6 protein-coding genes are annotated in these 17,625 nt (G+C 61.2%); all 6 read left to right on the top strand.

Annotated features, from left to right (window positions below):
* Positions 1-74: 74 nt before the first annotated feature.
* From RY1_RS08470 to RY1_RS08445, 6 genes are read left to right on the top strand one after another with little or no spacing between them, the layout of a single operon-like run.
* The gene (locus RY1_RS08470; RefSeq protein ID WP_245819556.1) at positions 75-3,632 is read left to right on the top strand and encodes a non-ribosomal peptide synthetase; all 3,558 of its coding nucleotides are present in this window, start codon (positions 75-77) and stop codon (positions 3,630-3,632) included.
* Positions 3,629-4,513 (top strand): class I SAM-dependent methyltransferase, encoded by an 885-nt coding sequence (locus tag RY1_RS08465; protein WP_072803116.1) that lies wholly within the window; start codon positions 3,629-3,631, stop codon positions 4,511-4,513. Before RY1_RS08470 ends, RY1_RS08465 begins: the two co-directional genes overlap by 4 nt.
* Positions 4,491-10,916 carry a non-ribosomal peptide synthetase gene (locus RY1_RS08460; RefSeq protein ID WP_072803115.1) on the top strand — a complete coding sequence of 2,142 codons (6,426 nt, stop codon included), beginning with the start codon at positions 4,491-4,493 and terminating at the stop codon, positions 10,914-10,916. Before RY1_RS08465 ends, RY1_RS08460 begins: the two co-directional genes overlap by 23 nt.
* Positions 10,913-11,905 carry an ABC transporter substrate-binding protein gene (locus tag RY1_RS08455; RefSeq protein WP_084727262.1) on the top strand — a complete coding sequence of 331 codons (993 nt, stop codon included), beginning with the start codon at positions 10,913-10,915 and terminating at the stop codon, positions 11,903-11,905. The genes RY1_RS08460 and RY1_RS08455 overlap by 4 nt, the downstream gene beginning before the upstream one ends.
* Positions 11,906-11,950: 45 nt before the next feature.
* Positions 11,951-16,129, top strand: coding sequence for an AMP-binding protein (locus RY1_RS08450; RefSeq protein ID WP_084727261.1), 4,179 nt, complete (start codon positions 11,951-11,953; stop codon positions 16,127-16,129).
* Complete coding sequence (locus tag RY1_RS08445) at positions 16,126-17,595, top strand: aminotransferase class I/II-fold pyridoxal phosphate-dependent enzyme (RefSeq protein WP_072803112.1); 1,470 nt, start codon at positions 16,126-16,128, stop codon at positions 17,593-17,595. The genes RY1_RS08450 and RY1_RS08445 overlap by 4 nt, the downstream gene beginning before the upstream one ends.
* Positions 17,596-17,625 lie beyond the last annotated feature (30 nt).

Below are 17,625 nucleotides of genomic sequence, written 5' to 3'. Positions count from 1 at the left end.
TGTGGGTGATCGGCGACGAGTTGCATGACGACCGCCGCACCCACCCCCGTCTACGAGGAGCGATGAGTGTGAGTGTGCCGACTCTGACTGAGCTACGCGAGACTGCTGCGGCAATGCTCGATTTGCCTATGGCCGAAGTTGGGCTCGAGGACAACCTGATCGAGTGTGGTTTGCAGTCGATTCAGATGATCAACTTGGCAGCCGAGTTGCGACGCAATGGCATCGAAGTGGTCTTCGCCGACTTCGCACTCGACCCCACTATCAAGGCGTGGCACGACCTACTGCAGTCGCGGGTTCGCATCACCGACGACACCTCGTCCCGCCCCGACGACTCCGCGACCACGGACGTCGAAAGCTCCCCCGCGGACGACGATCACGAGCGATTCAAGTTGGCGACTATGCAACACGCCTACTGGATCGGGCGACGCGATGACCAGCAGCTCGGCGGGGTCGCAGCTCACCTCTACGCCGAGTTCGACGGCCCGGACGAGGGGTCAGAGCCGGTGGACCCGGATCGCATGCGTACGGCAGTTGCTGCTCTCGTGGAGCGTCATGTGATGCTTCGTTCGGTGTTCGATGACGACGGATACCAACGGGTGCCGACGCAATCAGAGTCCGAGATCTTCACCGTCGTCGACCTTCGCAAGAGAAATGCGGACACAGTTGCCCTGGAACTCGAGTGCCTGCGCGAGAAAAAGACTCACCAGCGAATGCCCGCAGATGTGGGAAAGGTCGCGGACATCACGCTGACATTGTTGCCGGACGGGAAGCATCGGCTACATGTCGATATCGACATGCTTGCTGCCGATGCTCTGAGCTATCGCATCCTGATGGCCGACCTTGCCGAGATCTACCGTGGCAACAAGGAATATTTACCACCCATCGACTACTCGTACCGGCGCTACCTAGCTGACAAACCTGCGCTCACCGGTGCGGTACGTGAACGGGACCGACAGTGGTGGAGTGAACATCTCGACGAGTTGCCCGACCCCCCGACACTCCCCATCGTGCCAGAACACGAACGTGAAAATCCGCATCACACTATCCGCTGCAATCACTGGATCGACGCGGCAGCGAAACAGACGCTGATCGCACGATCACATCGGTACGGGGTAACTCCGGCAGTCGTCTTGGCAGCGGTTTTCGCACACATCGTCAGCGGATGGTCCCGCGATCGAGAGTTTCTACTCAATGTTCCGTTGTTCGACCGCGAACCTACTCACTCCGATGTCGAACTACTCAGCGGTGACTTCTCAAGTTCCATCATGCTCGCAGTGGATGGATCACATCAGAACTTCTTGCAACTGATCCGCGATCTCCAACGTCGGTTGCACACATACGCGTCACATTCGGCATATCCAGGGCTTGATGTGTTGCGGGATCTGGGACGCCACCGCGGGGGGCAACTACTCGCCCCGGTCGTCTACACAAGTGGTCTCGATCTTGGCGAGTTGTTCCGCCCCAGCGTGACCGAGGAGTTTGGCCGGCCGGTATGGATTGTGTCTCAAGGACCGCAGGTCGTCCTCGATGCACAGGTCGTCGAACTCGACGGCGGCCTGCTGACCAATTGGGACGTTCGAGAACAGGCATTCCCTCCGGGCGTTATAGACGCGATGTTCACCCGTCATCGTGACGTGATAGACCGCCTGGTCGGCGATAACGCCGATTGGAACTTCACGCTCAACGAACCGACACCGCCGGAACAGATAGCCGTCAGAGAGCACACGAATGCCGGCCCAGATGACCGGGCGCAGGGCGATCTGGTGATCCACGAGGGATTCTTCCGCAATGCGGACCTGAGCCCCAACGCGATCGCAATTGTCGACGAACACGACGTCGCACACTCTTATGCCGCGGTCGCCGAACAGGCCTTGACCATCAGCTCCGGACTCCGTGAGCGTGGTATCGGTACCGGCGACGTTGTCGCTATCCGACTACCCAAGGGAGCCGATCAGATCGTGGCAGTGCTCGCGATCCTCGCGACAGGGGCTGCCTACCTCCCCATCGGCCACGATCAACCTCCGGCTCGAATCCGTCGGATGTACGACATCGCCGGTGCCGCACTCGAGATTGCCGGGTCCGCCCTGGACGGCGCTGACGTTCCAGCCCGCATGAGCATTGACGAGCTCGAACAGCTCGGCCGGAGCCAGACCCCGGTCACACCAGTTTTCCCCGATCCGGATGCGCTTGCGTACGTGATGTTCACCTCGGGATCAACCGGCGACCCGAAGGGCGTCGAGCTTCCCCACGCGGCGGTGGCCAACACCCTCGCCGCCATGAACCGCATGTTCGATCTCAACGCGACTGACCGCTCAATCGCGCTGTCCGCCCTAGAGTTTGATCTATCTGTACAGGAAACGCTTGGGCTTTTCGCGGTAGGGGGATCCACCGTAGCCGTCACTGAAGACGTTCGCCGCGACGGCCAAGCCGCCGCGGAATTGATCGCCCGACACCAAGTCACACAGTTGTATTGCGTGCCTGCTGTGCTCGATGTCGTTCTGGCCGGTGGAACTCAGCTACCAGGCTGGTCGAAATCGGTTCGAGTGGTCATCCTCGGCGGTGATTGGGTCCGCCCAGAGTTGCTTCGCCGAATGTACGAGGCAGCGCCGCAAGCGCGGCTCGCCGGTCTCGGTGGCGCGACCGAGACAGCGATTCACCACACCGTATGTGAAGTCGACGGCGCAAACATCGACCCCCGATGGCATTCGATTCCGTTCGGAAAGCCCTTTGCCGGGGTTGCGGCGCGGATTGTCAACGATCGAGGGCAGGATTGCCCCGACTGGGTCAGTGGCGAGCTGTGGATTGGCGGCGCGGGCCTTGCTGCTGGATACCGCGGCGATGACGAGCGCACCGCCGAACGATTCGTCGAATACGGCGGCCTTCGTTGGTACCGCACCGGCGACACGGCTCGATACTGGCCGGACGGCACAATCGAGTTTCTCGGACGTCGCGACGATCAGGTGAAGGTTCGCGGTTTCCGCATCGAACTCGGTGAGATCGAGGCCGCGTTGCGGTCTCTCCCCACAATCGACAACGCTGTCGCCACCGTAATCGCGGGGCGACTTGCCGCAACCATCACCGCTGTCGCACTGCATGATGCCACTGTCGCGGACCAGATTCTCGCCAGCCTCGCCGACCGACTGCCGACCTACATGATCCCGACGACCCTCGAAGTGGTCGACGAGTTCCCCCGTACATCGAACGGCAAGATCGATCGTGCGGCAATCGCACGTCAGGTCCACCAGCGACTCTCGAACAACGACTACGTTGCACCTGAGACCGCGCTCGAAAAAGCCGTGGCTTCGATGTTCGGAGATGTCGTCGGAGGCGACCGTGTCGGTGCCTGCGATGAGTTCTTCGATATCGGTGGGGACTCCGTTCTCGCCACCTCTCTTGTCGCGCGGCTCCGAGATGTTCTGCAGTCCGAATCGATCACGGTCTCCGACATCTTCAAGGCAAGGACTCCGCGTGCACTCGCAACGCACTTGGAAGCGACCTCCTCTGATGCCGAACACATCCGCGCGGTCGCCGAAGTGTTCGTGGAAGTGCTCGAAATGTCCGAGGAGGAGCTCGAGCAACTCGATCGAGACTCCGTGTCGACCAACAACGACTCGCAGGTGGCAGCAGAATGACACTCCCCGACAACGGATCCGGCAGTTCGGCCTCCACGATCGATGCGTCCGATCCCACCGGCTGGTCCGCCGCCGACTACGCCACGGTCAATGGCAATCAGGTTCGGTCAGCTCTCGCAGCAATCGCTCTGGCCGAGCAGGACAAGCTGACACAGAACGGGCAATTTGACGCGAGCGGGCTCGCGTTCGCCGACATCGGCTGCGGGGCCGGCGAGATCGCCTACGAAATGGCCAGCCGCGGATATGCTGTTTATGCCTGCGACTACTCGAGATCGATGGTCGAGGAAACAGCCCGACGATGCACCGCCGCCGGTGTCGAAGTGGTCCAGGCGGATGCGAACGAACTAATTCTCTCTCCCCGCGCCTTCGACGTGATTCATTCCTCTTGGGTGTTGCACTGGGTCAGGGAGATCGACATGCTCCTGGACACGCTTGTCGGGGCACTTCGCCCAGGCGGTCACGTGGTGCTGCAGTGGAACGCAGGTCATGCCGCGGACCAACCTGACGGGCAGTTCGCGATTTTGCGCGAAGTGGCGGAGCGGCCGCGGTGGCGCGAGCAGTTGGTTCAGGTCCCCTTCACGATGCGTCGGCATCCTTCGGACCACATCGTGGCTCGATTGCAAGCCGCGGGCTTGGAAATCGTAGACCGGGTGGACGATCTCGCGCATCCACCAGTGCCGGATGCGCCCACAATGACATTGATCGATGTCCGTGAACGCGTCAAACGAACCGGGATGGGTCAGCAAATCGCGGCGCTCGGGGCCGACATTGACGATTTCCTCGACGAGGCGATCGCCCTGATGGTTGAGCGCGGCGATACATCTCTTCGAGACAGCCGGATAATCGCGCGCCGCCCGAATGGACCCGACTGTGGCCTTTGATGAAGCGCGGCGGGCCGCCCTTACTCGCGCACTGGCACAACGGGGTCTGACTGATCGCAGATCCGAGCACAGCGCTGCACTGGCTGAGTTGCCGGTCGGCGACGACGGCGTCGGAGTTGCTCCGTTATCGCCCGAACAACAGCGGATGTACTTTGCGCAATGCCTGAATCCGACGTCCGCGGCCTACAATGTGCCCTTCGTTCTCATCCTCCATGGTGACGTGAACGCCGACCACCTCGCTGACGCCGTGGGTGATGTGGTCGCGCGCCACGATGTACTCCGTACTACGTACACCGCTGACGCAGATGGTGTTGTCCGACAGCATGTTATGCCCACGTTGAAAGCGCGGGTTGGGCATCGTGACGTGGACGCAGATTCGCTCGGAGAACGAGCATTCGTCGACAATGTCGCGCACGCCCAGATGGTCAGCCCCTTCAATCTGCAAACTGACGCTCCGCTGCGTGCGGTCGTCGTCTCGGGATCGACTCTCACTGCACTGGTCATCGTCATCCACCACATTGCGTTCGACGCCGGGTCGCATGCGCAGTTTTTCGGTGATCTGGGGTGCGCCTACCGGATCCGATCCGGTAACGGCGACCAGTTTCCGCCTGCGCTGGCGCCGTACTGGGAGTACGCACTAGCCTCGAATCGGCCGGGCCAGAGCGCCGCAACTCTCGAGTATTGGCGCGGCCTGCTACCTCGAATCGCCGACCGTAGCGTCATTCCCTGGGCCGCCCGCACAGGCGATGCACACGATGATTCTGGCACCCTCGAACTACGTGCCTTGCCTACTGGGCTCAGTCAGGCTCTCGAGAGCATCGCCTCTGCACGGTCCTGCCCGCCGCTGGTGCTGCTCTGGGCTGCCTCGGCACTCGCTTTACGCCACTTCGGTTCCGGTGACCAGTTCGCTCTCGGTATGCCCGTTTCCACCCGACCGGGATCGCGGTTCAAGGACACGATCGGGGTGTTTGTCAACACCATTCCTCTGCCGACGAATCTGAGCACCGACCGCACTCTCGGTGAGCTGATCACAGAACTGACCGAGGAATACCGGGACCACATCGCCCACTCGGATGCCGAGTTCGACGTCCTTGTGCGCGATATCGCCGGTCCCCGTTCGCATCCGCTGCTCGAAGTGATGGTCAATACGACCACGCCAGTTGCGATCGACCTGGGCATTGCCGGTGTGCGCGCGGAATCCGCTCCGCCACTGCACATGTCAGCGCCGTTCCCTCTCACTTTCGGCATCTATCGTACGCAGGACGATCACCTCGGCGTGTCCCTGCTGTTCCGCAACTCTGTCGTGGACAAAACCAGCGCGCGCCGAATTCTGGGAACCGTCATCGGTAATCTGGCTCAACTAGCCTTCCACTCTGACCTGCCGATCCACAGCGTTATCGCATTCGATGAGGCGCCCACCGGCGAGAATGCTCCCACTGTGACCCCCACCCCGGTGACAGTCGATCTCGATGGAATCGACTCTGGTGTCGATCCGCTCGCGAAGGCCCTGGCGGCCGTGGCCGCCACATTTTCGGGCGCAGACTCCCCCGAGTTGCTCGGCTCTCCGCTGGCCGGCGCCGACGACACACGGCTGTGGTGCATGCTGCCCTCGACGGTGGTGGGATCGGAAACCAGCGAGGTTCTCAGGCAGGGCCTGGTCTCTGGTGCCCCCTGGCAGGGGCCGACTTCGATCGCGACCCGTGACTCAGCCCAGTCCGGCGACGCCGCAATCGTAGACGTCGCCGAGGATTGGTTGGATATTTTCGACCTGGCAAAAGAGGTCGCCACCGATATCTCAGCGCAGCCCCGCACTGGTAGCGCTGAGATATCGGCGGATTCTCGGACAGCATTTCTAAGCGCCCTGCACGAACTCGTACTGGGTAGCCTCATGGACGCCGTTGCGACCCACGCGACCGGTACGACCGAGAGTCCGCTGTGGTTCGTACTCGACGAACCGGACCGGGACAGTCCGGATGATTGGATGGTCCTCGCGCCGATGAGGCGGCGCTCTCCCGTCCTCGTGTTCGCCGACGGAAGCATCCCCAGCCTGCCGGCCCCGCGGAGTTACGGCTGGGTTCGTGATCTCAGCCCGCACACAGTCGGCATGCTCGATGATTGTGCTGAGCCCCCTACGGAACTGCATGTATTCGTCGGAACATTCCCGCCAAACCTGTCCTCGCAGACGATCAGTCGATGCGTGGTAAGCCACTCCAACGATCGGTGGCGTATCGACTTCCAGCTCACCGGTTCCCTGGCCCTGGTAGACCCCAACCTATGGGCAGAAGCGTTCGTGCGGCGCGCATCGACACTCCCGAATCACTCTCAGACAATGCAGCCGACACAAGAACCCCTTGTCGCTATTGGCCCCTTCGAGCGGGAACAACTCACAGAGCGCTACGGCCCACTCGACGATGTCTGGCCGTTGACCCCGCTCCAAGAGGGACTGGCTGTTCACCTGTTCACCGCGTCGTCGGGCGGCGCAGACGTCTATGCCACGCAGAATGTCATCGACATCGTCGGCGACCTTGATCCGGTTCGGCTGGAGGATGCCGCAAACAGGGCAATTGCGACGTATCCATCGGTACGTGCCGCTTTCGCCCAGCTAGGAACCGACCTGGTTCAGGTCATCGTGCGGGGCGCGTCCGTACGCGTTGACGTGCACGAAATCGCAGGCGATGGTGCCGCCGCAAACGAAGTGTTCGAAGAGCACCTCCGCCGCCCTTTCGACGCTGGTTCGCCGCCACTCATGCGCATTGCCGCCGTATGCATTGCACGACCAACCGGGCAACTCTGGCGTGTCGCGTTCACTATTCATCACATCTTGCTCGACGGCTGGTCGGGCGGGCTGTTCCTGCGCGCGATCTTGGACGCCTACACAGAACTGGACACCCACACCGATACAAGCGACGCCTCGCCGTCCGCACTGGGCCAGAGCGCTACCGACCAGGTCATACCCGCCGAACCGTTCCCCATGCGGACGTATCACGCATGGCTGGCGAAGCAGGACCGCGCGGGTGCCGCCGACACTTTTGCCGAAGCCTTGCGTGACGTACCGGGTCCGACAACCGTTGCCCCCGGTTACGACACCCGCAACATTGACCCCCTCACCGCCAGCGAGTTCGAGTACCGCCTTGATGCCACCGTCACATCCCAGGTTCACGAACAAGCCCGGCGGCGTTCCGCGTCGGTAAACACCCTGTTCGAGCTGGCGTGGGCAACCACACTCATGCGGGTTCTCGGCGCCGACGACGTGTGCTTTGGCACCGTGATTTCCGGACGCCCCTCCGACCTCGACGGAATCGACCGGGCTGTCGGCCTAGTGTTCAATACGGTGACCACGCGCCTGAGCGGAAGCGGATGGACCACAATCAACGATGCGTGCGCGCACTTACACTCTGATAAGGCAGCGCAACTCCGGCGCCCGTACGTGAGCCTGACCGATCTGGTCGATCGTGGCGTGCCGCCGCAGCTCTTCGACACCCTCTTCGTGTACCAAAACCATCCCAAGATGGCCGCGAACGCCACATTTGGCCTACACGACCACCTGACCGTTGCCGACACCGCGCTGCGCGATGCCACCAACTTCCCGCTCACCGTCGCGCTAGACGATCGAGACGGGACAATCACCGTCCGCGTCATGCATCACCACACCGCACTGTCAGTCGACCGTGCCCGCACGATCATCTCGGAATTCGATACCGTGCTTGTCGCTCTCGCGAGCGGCCACGTCGAAACCCTAGCGGACTTGACTGGTACAAATGCGCTGCTGCCGGACAATGCGCACGGCACGAACCTGACCGGAGAACAGCTGGACGCCACCGTGTGGGACCTGCTCGAACGTCGGGCCGTTCTCGCACGCGACGAGATCGCCGTCGTCGCCGAGAATCGCGCCGTCACCTTTTCCGAGCTACGCGAGATAGCGCTGACGATCGGCGCACTGCTCACCGCGAGAGGTGCCGGTCCGGAGTCCCGGATCGGGATCTTGATGCGTCGAGACGAGCTGACTGTGGCCGCGCTGTTCGGAGTCTTCGCCGTTCACGCCGCCTACGTTCCGGTAGACGAGAAGCACCCACCGGAACGGATCGCCGACATCCTCGACGGAGCTCGCCCAGACATCGTCCTGGTTTCACCGGATCTCAATCACCTGCTGCCAGAAAGGTTCAAATCGATCACCGTCCCCATAGACCGGGCAACCGTGCGCGCCGCGAGGATCGCGCATGCGAACAACACAATGATTGTGCGCAGCCCCAGTGAGCGGCATACCGCTTGGCTCGACCACACCGCGTATGTCATCTTCACCTCAGGCTCGACAGGCCGACCCAAAGGCGTCCAGGTACCTTACCGGGGGCTGACCAGCATGTACTACAACCACGAGCGTGAAATCTTCACCCCGGTCTTGGCCGCTCGGGAAGCGCACCGCGGGCCGCTGACCGTCGCACACACCACTGCCTTGTCCTTCGACGCATCGTGGGAGCAGCTGTTCTGGCTGTTGCACGGGCAACAGGTACACATTGTTGACGATGATCTACGACGCGACCCGCAGCGGCTCATGGCGTACTTCCGTAAGCATGACGTCGACGCGTGTGATCTGACACCGAGCTACGCAACCGTCCTCACAGAGCACGGACTATTCGATCGGAACGAGGCTACGGGATGGCAGGGGTTGTCGTTTCTGTCTCTCGGCGGGGAAGGCGTCCCTGCAGCGCTGTGGTCAACGATTCGCAGCACACCGGGATTGGCCTCGTACAACTTGTACGGTCCGACTGAATACACCATCAATGCAGTGGGCGCTGATCTTGATGAGTTTGCATTGCCGTGCATTGGCCATCCGATCGCCAACACCACTGCCCTCGTCTTGAATTCATCGCTGCACCCGGTTGCCCCGGATGCGGCTGGAGAATTATATCTGGCGGGCGCAGGGATGGTGCGGGGGTACTTCGATCGCCCAGACTTGTCCGCGGAACGATTCGTGGCGGATCCGTTTGGGCCGCCGGGTCGCCGGATGTACCGCACAGGAGATCTTGTGCGATGGAACCAGTCCGGCGGTTTGGACTACCTCGGCAGGACGGACGCCCAGGTCAAGATCCGTGGCAACCGAGTCGAGCCCGGTGAAATCGCCGATATGATTCGGCGGCACCCGCAGGTTCGAGGTGCGGCGGTGATTGCGCGAAACTCTGCACAAGGCGCGATCCAGCTCGTCGGCTATACGATCGTCGACGACGCCGAGGTCGACACCGAGAGCATCCGCGACTTTCTCGCTAACCGATTGCCTGCATACATGGTCCCCGAGGCGCTGGTCGTTGTCGCGGAACTACCGCTGACAGTAAACGGCAAACTCGATGTTGCGGCGCTGCCGGCACCGCAGTTTCAGAGCCGCCGGCGAGGCGGACCACCACAAGGTGAGGCCGAGGCGGCGGTAGCGGAGGTTTTCGCAGACCTACTCGGAGCGGACGCCGATTCCATAGGCCGTGACGACGACTTCTTCGCCCTGGGCGGGCACTCACTACTAGCCGTGCGACTGGCGGCTCGAGCTGCCACAGCCCTGGGAAGACAGATCGATCTTCGCAGCATCTACGGTGGCTCTACCGTCGCAGAGATCGCCAGCACCGGTAGTGCCGCGGTTGATCGAGTACTGGTGGAGATCAACTCGGGGTCGACCACACATCCAACGGTGGTCTGCCTACATCCGGCGGGCGGATCCAGTTGGCCTTTCTTCGGATTGCGGCGACATCTGCCCCAGGCGTGGAACATGTTGGCACTGCAGGATCCTGTATTCAGCGGTGGTCGGCCCGTCACCACCGCAACTGGCTTGGTTGATCAATACACCGACGAACTCGTTGTGTACTGCGCCGCGCGAGATATTCGCGAGGTGACCCTACTCGGTTGGTCCTTCGGCGGGCAGCTCGCCTACTCGATGATCAACGCTCTCTGCAGCCGCGGCGTCAGCGTGTCGGGGTTGGTGCTACTTGATACATACCTCCAGTCGGAGATTGGGGTGCCAGCAGAAACTGATGAGGCCATTCTGGATGCCGCCGCCGAGTTCTTCGGCACAGCCGCCGACTCCAGTGGGCCGCTCAGCACCGCCGACAGCACCATGGCCCAGGCCATGCGGGAGGCATATCTGCGGCACTCCCGAATGATGGAGGAGCCAGTTCCATTGACCGATCCTGTGCCGACTCAGTTGATCGTCGCCAGCGATACACCCGGGATCACAGAAGATCTGCAACTCAAGAACCGCCACTGCTGGCAAAACCGTGTCGGTGACCACCTACACGTGCAGAACACGCCGTTAGCACACAACCACATGACCACCCCTGAGGGCTGGGCTGTCATAGCTCCGCTGCTCCACGATTTCGTCCGTGACACTGCACGACGACCCTCCAATACAGAAGGACAACGATGAACCTCCAGCTTCGATCCCAGCGATTGCGGTCACGACGGTGGCTGCCTCTCACCGCAATCGCCATCTCTGCTGCCGTCTTTTCTGCCGCCTGCGGTTCGACGGCAGCGGACGACAAAACCGATACTCCGACGACCAACTCGTCTGTGACGATCACGCATGCGCGGGGGGAGGTGACCGTCCCCGCGAATCCATCCCGAGTAGTCGTACTCGGGTCAGGAGACGCCCAAATGGCAAGCGCGCTAGGCGCAACGGTCGTTGCCGCAGTCGCAAATCCGTCCAGTGCAGACAAGAACTGGCCCGGGACCCAGCCGCCCCTGAATTCTGACGTTATGACACTCGACTCCGTCAAACCCAATGTGGAGACAATCGCTGCCGCTCGACCTGACATTATCCTGGCGACGACGGCTCAACAGTCCTACGTTGACCTGTACGACCAGCTCACGAACATCGCCCCGACGATCATTTATCCCACTGCCGCATTCGCGGACTCCGGTGAGGATCTATTGCGGCTCATCGGCAAGGCGCTCGGCAAAGAAGATCAAGCCAACACCCTAATCTCAGCCGCAAATAAGGAAGTTACTGACTTCGCTGCGTCGAATCCCAGTCTGAAGAACTCGACCTATGCATTCGGTCAGTACGCTGGCGGAACCTTGTACCTGCTTGCGGCAAAAGAGAACCCATCTACTCGTTTCCTCACGTCGCTCGGTCTGCAGCTGAGTCCCGAAGTGGCTCAGCTGGCTGCCGGGGGCACCGCCAATGGCTTCGTCACTCTGGCCCCTGAACTCTTCTCCAGCCTCGGCACCGCTGATCACATCTTGGTCAGCACTCCGGGCGATCCAGAGGGCACACAGTTCCGTGCGGTGCCGCTCGTTTCAGAACTCGGGGACAACCTCCAAGTCATTTCCACAGATCTGGCAGGGGCACTGCTGACGGCCAACCCCTCATCCGTGAAGTACCTGATCGATCAGCTGCAGCCTGCGCTCGCCTAACAAGACGTAGCCGGGAGTTCGGGAATCACAGCAAGGAGAGTATGGATGAGAACGCCCGGTTTCGATGAAGAATTCCACAGAAGGTTGGCGCTGCGGGGGATCCGGCGCATATCTGCGCCGTCTTCTTCAGAGATGGTCGATGACCCCAGACCACCCTCCGAGGCATTGACCATCGCGGAACACCGCATGTGGACCGTCCATCAGATGAATCCGCAATCTACCGTGCACGCCATCGGGATCGTGTGGTGGTTCGATGGCACTATCGACCCGGAACGGCTCGCGCAGGCGGTCAGTGCAGCGGTGCGTGAATTCTCGGTACTGACTTCCACCATTACAGTGACGGCGGATAACACACCCTGTTGGCAAGCCCAGGCCGATATTCCGCCGATACGCGTGTGGAATGACTCTTCACCCGCTGTGGAACCGGGACATCGCGCCAGCGACTTGGCGTCAACACCATTCGACCTCACCACCGAAGTTCCGTGGCGAGCCGAAGTGATCCCCAGGGCAGGCGGCGCAGCAGCGGTGGCCTTTGTCGTGCACCATATTGCTGTCGATGACAACTCATGGGCCGCGTTACTGCGACGCATCACTGACCACTATCACGATCCAAGGACTCGGCCCTCCCTCTCTACCAATGCCCGCAAGCACTACCGTCCCAGCACTGCCGTCACCGACCGAGCGGTGGCAGCAGCGGCCCGAGTGTGGGCCGATCCTCCGACACCAGTTTTTCCCCGAACGAGCGACGGAAACCCGGATGTTGGAGCGCGCGTGCAACGCGCTGTCGATCGATCGCTTACCGCGAAGGTGGCAACAATTGCCAAACAGTCTGGAGCGTCGATGTTCTCGGCTGTGGTGGCAGCGTGCACAGTCGCAGTGCACGCTGTCACCGGCGCAACCGACCTTGCACTGGTTACACCGGTCGTGAGCCGGCCGGATGATGCCAAGGACCAGGTAGGGTACTTCGGCAATTTAGTACCGCTGCGCATTGCCTTCGCCCCATCCATCCCCCTCGGGTCCCTGCTAACCACAATCACTGCGACCTGCTACGACGCCCTCGAATTCCGGTCCGTCGATCTGGATCTTCTTCGTGCGGGACTGCGCGAACACTCGATCGACTACCGTGCTCCCGAGATTTTGGTAGCGCTTCGTCACAATCCCGGTCGACTCGGGAATCTCAACGGCACGCCCGTGCGCGCGAATTCGGTATCCAATGGCACAAGTCAATTCGCGCTGGGGATCACGATCGAAACTGGTCCGAATTCTGATGACATGACTGTCGAACTCGATCATCGACTCACGCATCTCTCCCCAACCACAGCCAATGCACTTGCCGATCTGGTCGTGGCAACGCTGGGCGCGCTCGCTGGTGCAGTCGATCGAAGTATTGACGATGTGGTCACCTCGTTCGCTGGTGCCCCACGCCCACCCTTCGCGGACGGGGATACTCAAGAGAGCCACGAGGACACGGTGCCGGAAATCATTCGGAGACAGTGCATCAACCACCCAGATGGCACAGCCCTTGTGAATGGAGATATCACCGTCACGTACGGCCAGCTAGGCGACTATGTCAACCGACTCGCGCGGCGGCTACGCAGGACCGAAAGGCCGCACACTCCGATCGCCCTATTATGCGAACCAGGTCTCGCCCAGATCGTCGGTCTACTCGCGACCTGGTCGGCTGGCATTACCTGCATACCGCTCGATCCCGCCTATCCCACAAAATGGACCGATCGCGTACTACACACCGCCGGCGCACGAACGGTCCTAGTCGACCCGACAAACCAGGCTCGCATCGACGCGTTGACCTGGTCCGGGCAACATATCGACCCTATGGACGCAGTGGTTGCCTCGAACGACGGAGAACCCGAGCACTGGTCCATCATCCCGGATACGCACGCCTACATTGGCACCACTTCCGGCAGCACGGGCAGCCCCAAACTGATCGCAATCTCCCATCGCAACGTCGCAGCACGTATGCGCTGGGGTGCGAAATACTGGCCGCTGCGCGCAGGCGAAACTCGGCTAGCGAAGAGTTCGATCAACTTCGTCGACGGAATCACCGAAATCATAGACACCCTGGCTGCTGGAGCCACCCTGCGTGTTCTTACCCGCAGCGACAGATCTGATCCTGCGGTCCTTGGCAAAGCAATCGTCGAATCGGGAATCCAGCACCTGATGGCTGTCCCCACAGTATGGGAATCACTTGCTCACCAAAACCCGACAGCGCTTCGCGGGCTCACCCGAGCGGTGACGACCGGTTCCGCTCCAACGGCAGGGCTTCTCGCGGACCTGCAACGCCTAGTCCCTGGTTCGGTCCACAGTTCCTACGGCTGCGCTGAAGTCGTAGGTGACGTCATGGAGGGGCCCGTCGGACGGGGCGACGCAACAACGGCAATCGGCACCCTGCCCAACGATTGCACTGTCTATGTGCTCGACGCGCGGCTCCGACCGACCCACCCAGGTGTAACGGGAATGGTTTACATCGCAGGTCCCAGTGTGGCGCATGGTTACCTCGGGGACCCGGCAGCAACTGCCAGCTCTTTCGTGGCTGAGCCTTTCCGCGTTGGTGCCCGCATGTTTGCTACCGGTGACCATGCCTGTCGCGCTGTCGACGGCACCGTGACCTACCTCGGCAGAAACGATAACCGCATCAAGATCAACGGAGTACGGATCGAAAGGGACGAAATCGAAAGCGCGCTGTGCGCCGAGCACAGCGTGTCCGCGGCCGCAGTCGCCACAGACACGACCAGTAACGGAACCAGCATTCTCGTCGGATACGTGAGCGGCGACAAAGACATGGATTGTACCGACATCGCCCGAGCGGCAACGCGAGCACTTCCGCCAGGGGTGACCGTCGCGCTCGTTCTCCAACTTCCGTCCTTGCCGACGCTTCCCAGTGGGAAAATCGACTACAACGCACTGCCCAAAGTCACGCCGCCAACCACGCCTGTCAAAGTCTCGAACCCGCTGGAACAAGCCCTCACAGCGATTGTGGCCGAGGTGCTGAACGTGGACACGGTGCACCCGTCCGACGACCTCTTCGCTCTCGGCAGTACGAGCTTGCAAACCGTCGACATTGCACGGCGTGCAATGGATCTCGGCATATCCTGCACCGCAGCAGACTTGTTCGAATACCGCACCGTAGCTGATCTCGTCACGCATTGCGCCAACATCGAACGCCCTCAACCACAAGTCCACCAGTCATTGGCAAGTGACCTTTCGCTCCCCTTGCCTCCCAGCTCTCGCTGGTGGTCAACAGCTAAGGCAAGCGAACCGCTGGTGGTCGTACGCACTTCACCGCACCGCCCGGATACCATTCGCGCCGTAGTTGCCGAACTTGCCGGTGACAACGAAGCGCTGCGCACGCGAATCTTCCGATCGCGTCGAGGCACTATCCGCGCACGATTGACCACAGAACCGCTGGTCGCCGTGACAGATCATGGGAAGGCTTCGAACCTTGCAGACATGGCAAGAGCCGCTGTCACCCAAGATGGCCACCCATGCTCAATCGCGCTGAACAACAACGGTTACATCGCTGTCGCTGCGCTACCTCAACTACTTGACCACGGCTCGATCGTACGGCTGATCGACGCACTCAACACCAACTCCCTGCGAACCGGAACACCTGGCCACCCCAGCCTGTCCGCCTGGCTAGCCGCACCGGAAATCGAAACCAATGGGATCGACCTGGATGTCCTGCTGATAGATCGTCCGCAGCACTTCGATAGCGGTGGCCCACATGAACACACCGCCCGAAGCCGAATCGCCGGATTCCACAACGCGGACCGGGCCCGCTACGCAACAACACTTGCCCAGGCAGTCCAGCTGAAATTCGGGCGCACCGTCGCGGTGGATCTCGAATGGGCGCCATGCGGCTCCGATGTTCCTCTGCTGGGCCCTCTCAGTGATCTCGTGCCCGCCGAGAATTCTGCCATCTCACCTGCGACGGCGTACGCCGGAATCCGGGCCGCCTGGAATGATCGGGCCGGTCGTCGAAAGGTCACCACGGCGCCTCTAGCAGATGTCTGCATTCTCTTTGGTTCTCGTTCGGCCGACGCGTATCCCCACCCGATAGTCGTTACCGTGGACGACGAGGTGACAGTGTCGCTCACCGCCCACGCCCGCGAAAGCATTGAGCCCGCGAGGCTGCTGCAAGCCTGGCGTGATGTAGTCACCTCGAGTACTGATTCAGACATGTCATCGAGGGCGAGTTGCGCATGAACATGCAACAGAACACACCCATGAACATGCAACAGAACACACCACTGGCCGATGCCCTGATCGAGGTCCTCGCAGATTCGGCGCTTAATTTCCACGCCGTTCCGTGGGGTGGGGTCTCCGCTATGGACAGCCCTGTCAGCCAACGGTATCGAGAACTGTTCGGTGACAGAATTTCCGACATCGACGTCTCCATGGCAACACCCGCACTTGACTCGTTCTTTAGACCCCGCGGCCCGCTGCAATCTGCACAGGAACTAGCTGCCGAAGCATTCGGTGTCGATGCCACCCACTTCCTAACTGGGGGAACCACGCTCGCCAACACCATCGCGATCACGGCGACGGTCCCGGTTGCAGGCCGGGTGATGGTAGACCACACGTCGCACCAGTCAGTGCATTTTGCGGCAGAGGCGAGTGGCGCCGTCGTAACTTCCATGCCGCCTGCGCCCGGGAATCGTTGCCCGGACTACGGCAAGGTAGTCGACCTTCTGCGACGAGCAGCAAAGGCCGGGCAGCCCTTCGATGCTGTGGTTGTCACAACATCAACCTACGACGGACACCGCTTACGGTGTGACCAAGTACTTCCGTTGATCGCGGAAGCCTCCCCGACGACCGCTATCGTTCTCGACGATGCCTGGGCCGCCATTCACTGTTTCTCGCCGCAGACCCACTCGATAGCGCCGACCCGAGTTGCGGCCGCCCTCCGTGCACGCCCAGGGCCGGTGTTGATCGTCCACTCTGCACATAAGACGATGAGGGCGATGCGGCAGGGCTCATACTTACATGTCATCGGCGACACCGATGTTCGTACCGCAGTGCAACAGAGCATATTTCGTCACCATACGACGTCGCCATCATGGCCAATCCTCGCTTCACTCGACCTCGCGCGGGCTGACGCCGCCTCAGTCGGTCCCGTCGCAGTTGACCGGTCACTCCAGGCCTCATCAACTCTGACAAAGAGCCTCAATGCCCGCCCCGACGACATTAACCACTTCCGAGTGGTTCCCGCACCACTGCCAGCAGTCGAATATGTGACCGACCTGATGCGATTGCATATTCGAGTTCCGGAAGGACATACCCCTGTTTGGGTGCGAGATTCTCTCTGGCATGAGCATCGCATCCACGTACCTCGCGTGGCTGGTCGGCATCTAGTGGTGTCGATAACCATCGGAATTGACCACGTTGCCGCAGACAAACTGGCCACCGCGCTTACCCTACTGGAGAATTCCACCCCCATGCTTCGACTGCCACCGCAATTTCCGAACATGGTCGATGTCTCTGCAAACGAAGGAAACTTGATCATCGCTTATCCACCAGGCCGGCCTGTTAGCTCGCACCTCGCAGCATGTGAAGCACTATCCAACGGTTCCGAACTTTTCACCGTACCCGCACGAGCGGGTTCAAGCATGAATGTCGGCGAAAAATATCTTCTCCCAACAAATTCCGCGTTCCCGATCGAACCAAAGTAATCGAAGAACGCCATACTGCCACCAATGCAG

The organism is Rhodococcus yunnanensis NBRC 103083 (assembly GCF_001895005.1).
Taxonomy (GTDB): Bacteria; Actinomycetota; Actinomycetes; order Mycobacteriales; family Mycobacteriaceae; genus Rhodococcoides; species Rhodococcoides yunnanense.
The sequence above is the reverse complement of the archived record's forward strand: the minus strand, read 5'-3'. Positions and strand labels throughout refer to the sequence as shown.

What these genes read in the sequence shown, in the direction of transcription:
- RY1_RS08455 (WP_084727262.1), top strand. Translation starts at nt 10,913, where the DNA reads ATGAACCTCCAGCTTCGATCCCAGCGATTGCGGTCACGACGGTGGCTG.
- RY1_RS08460 (WP_072803115.1), top strand. Translation starts at nt 4,491, where the DNA reads ATGGACCCGACTGTGGCCTTTGATGAAGCGCGGCGGGCCGCCCTTACT.
- RY1_RS08450 (WP_084727261.1), top strand. Translation starts at nt 11,951, where the DNA reads ATGAGAACGCCCGGTTTCGATGAAGAATTCCACAGAAGGTTGGCGCTG.
- RY1_RS08445 (WP_072803112.1), top strand. Translation starts at nt 16,126, where the DNA reads ATGAACATGCAACAGAACACACCCATGAACATGCAACAGAACACACCA.
- RY1_RS08465 (WP_072803116.1), top strand. Translation starts at nt 3,629, where the DNA reads ATGACACTCCCCGACAACGGATCCGGCAGTTCGGCCTCCACGATCGAT.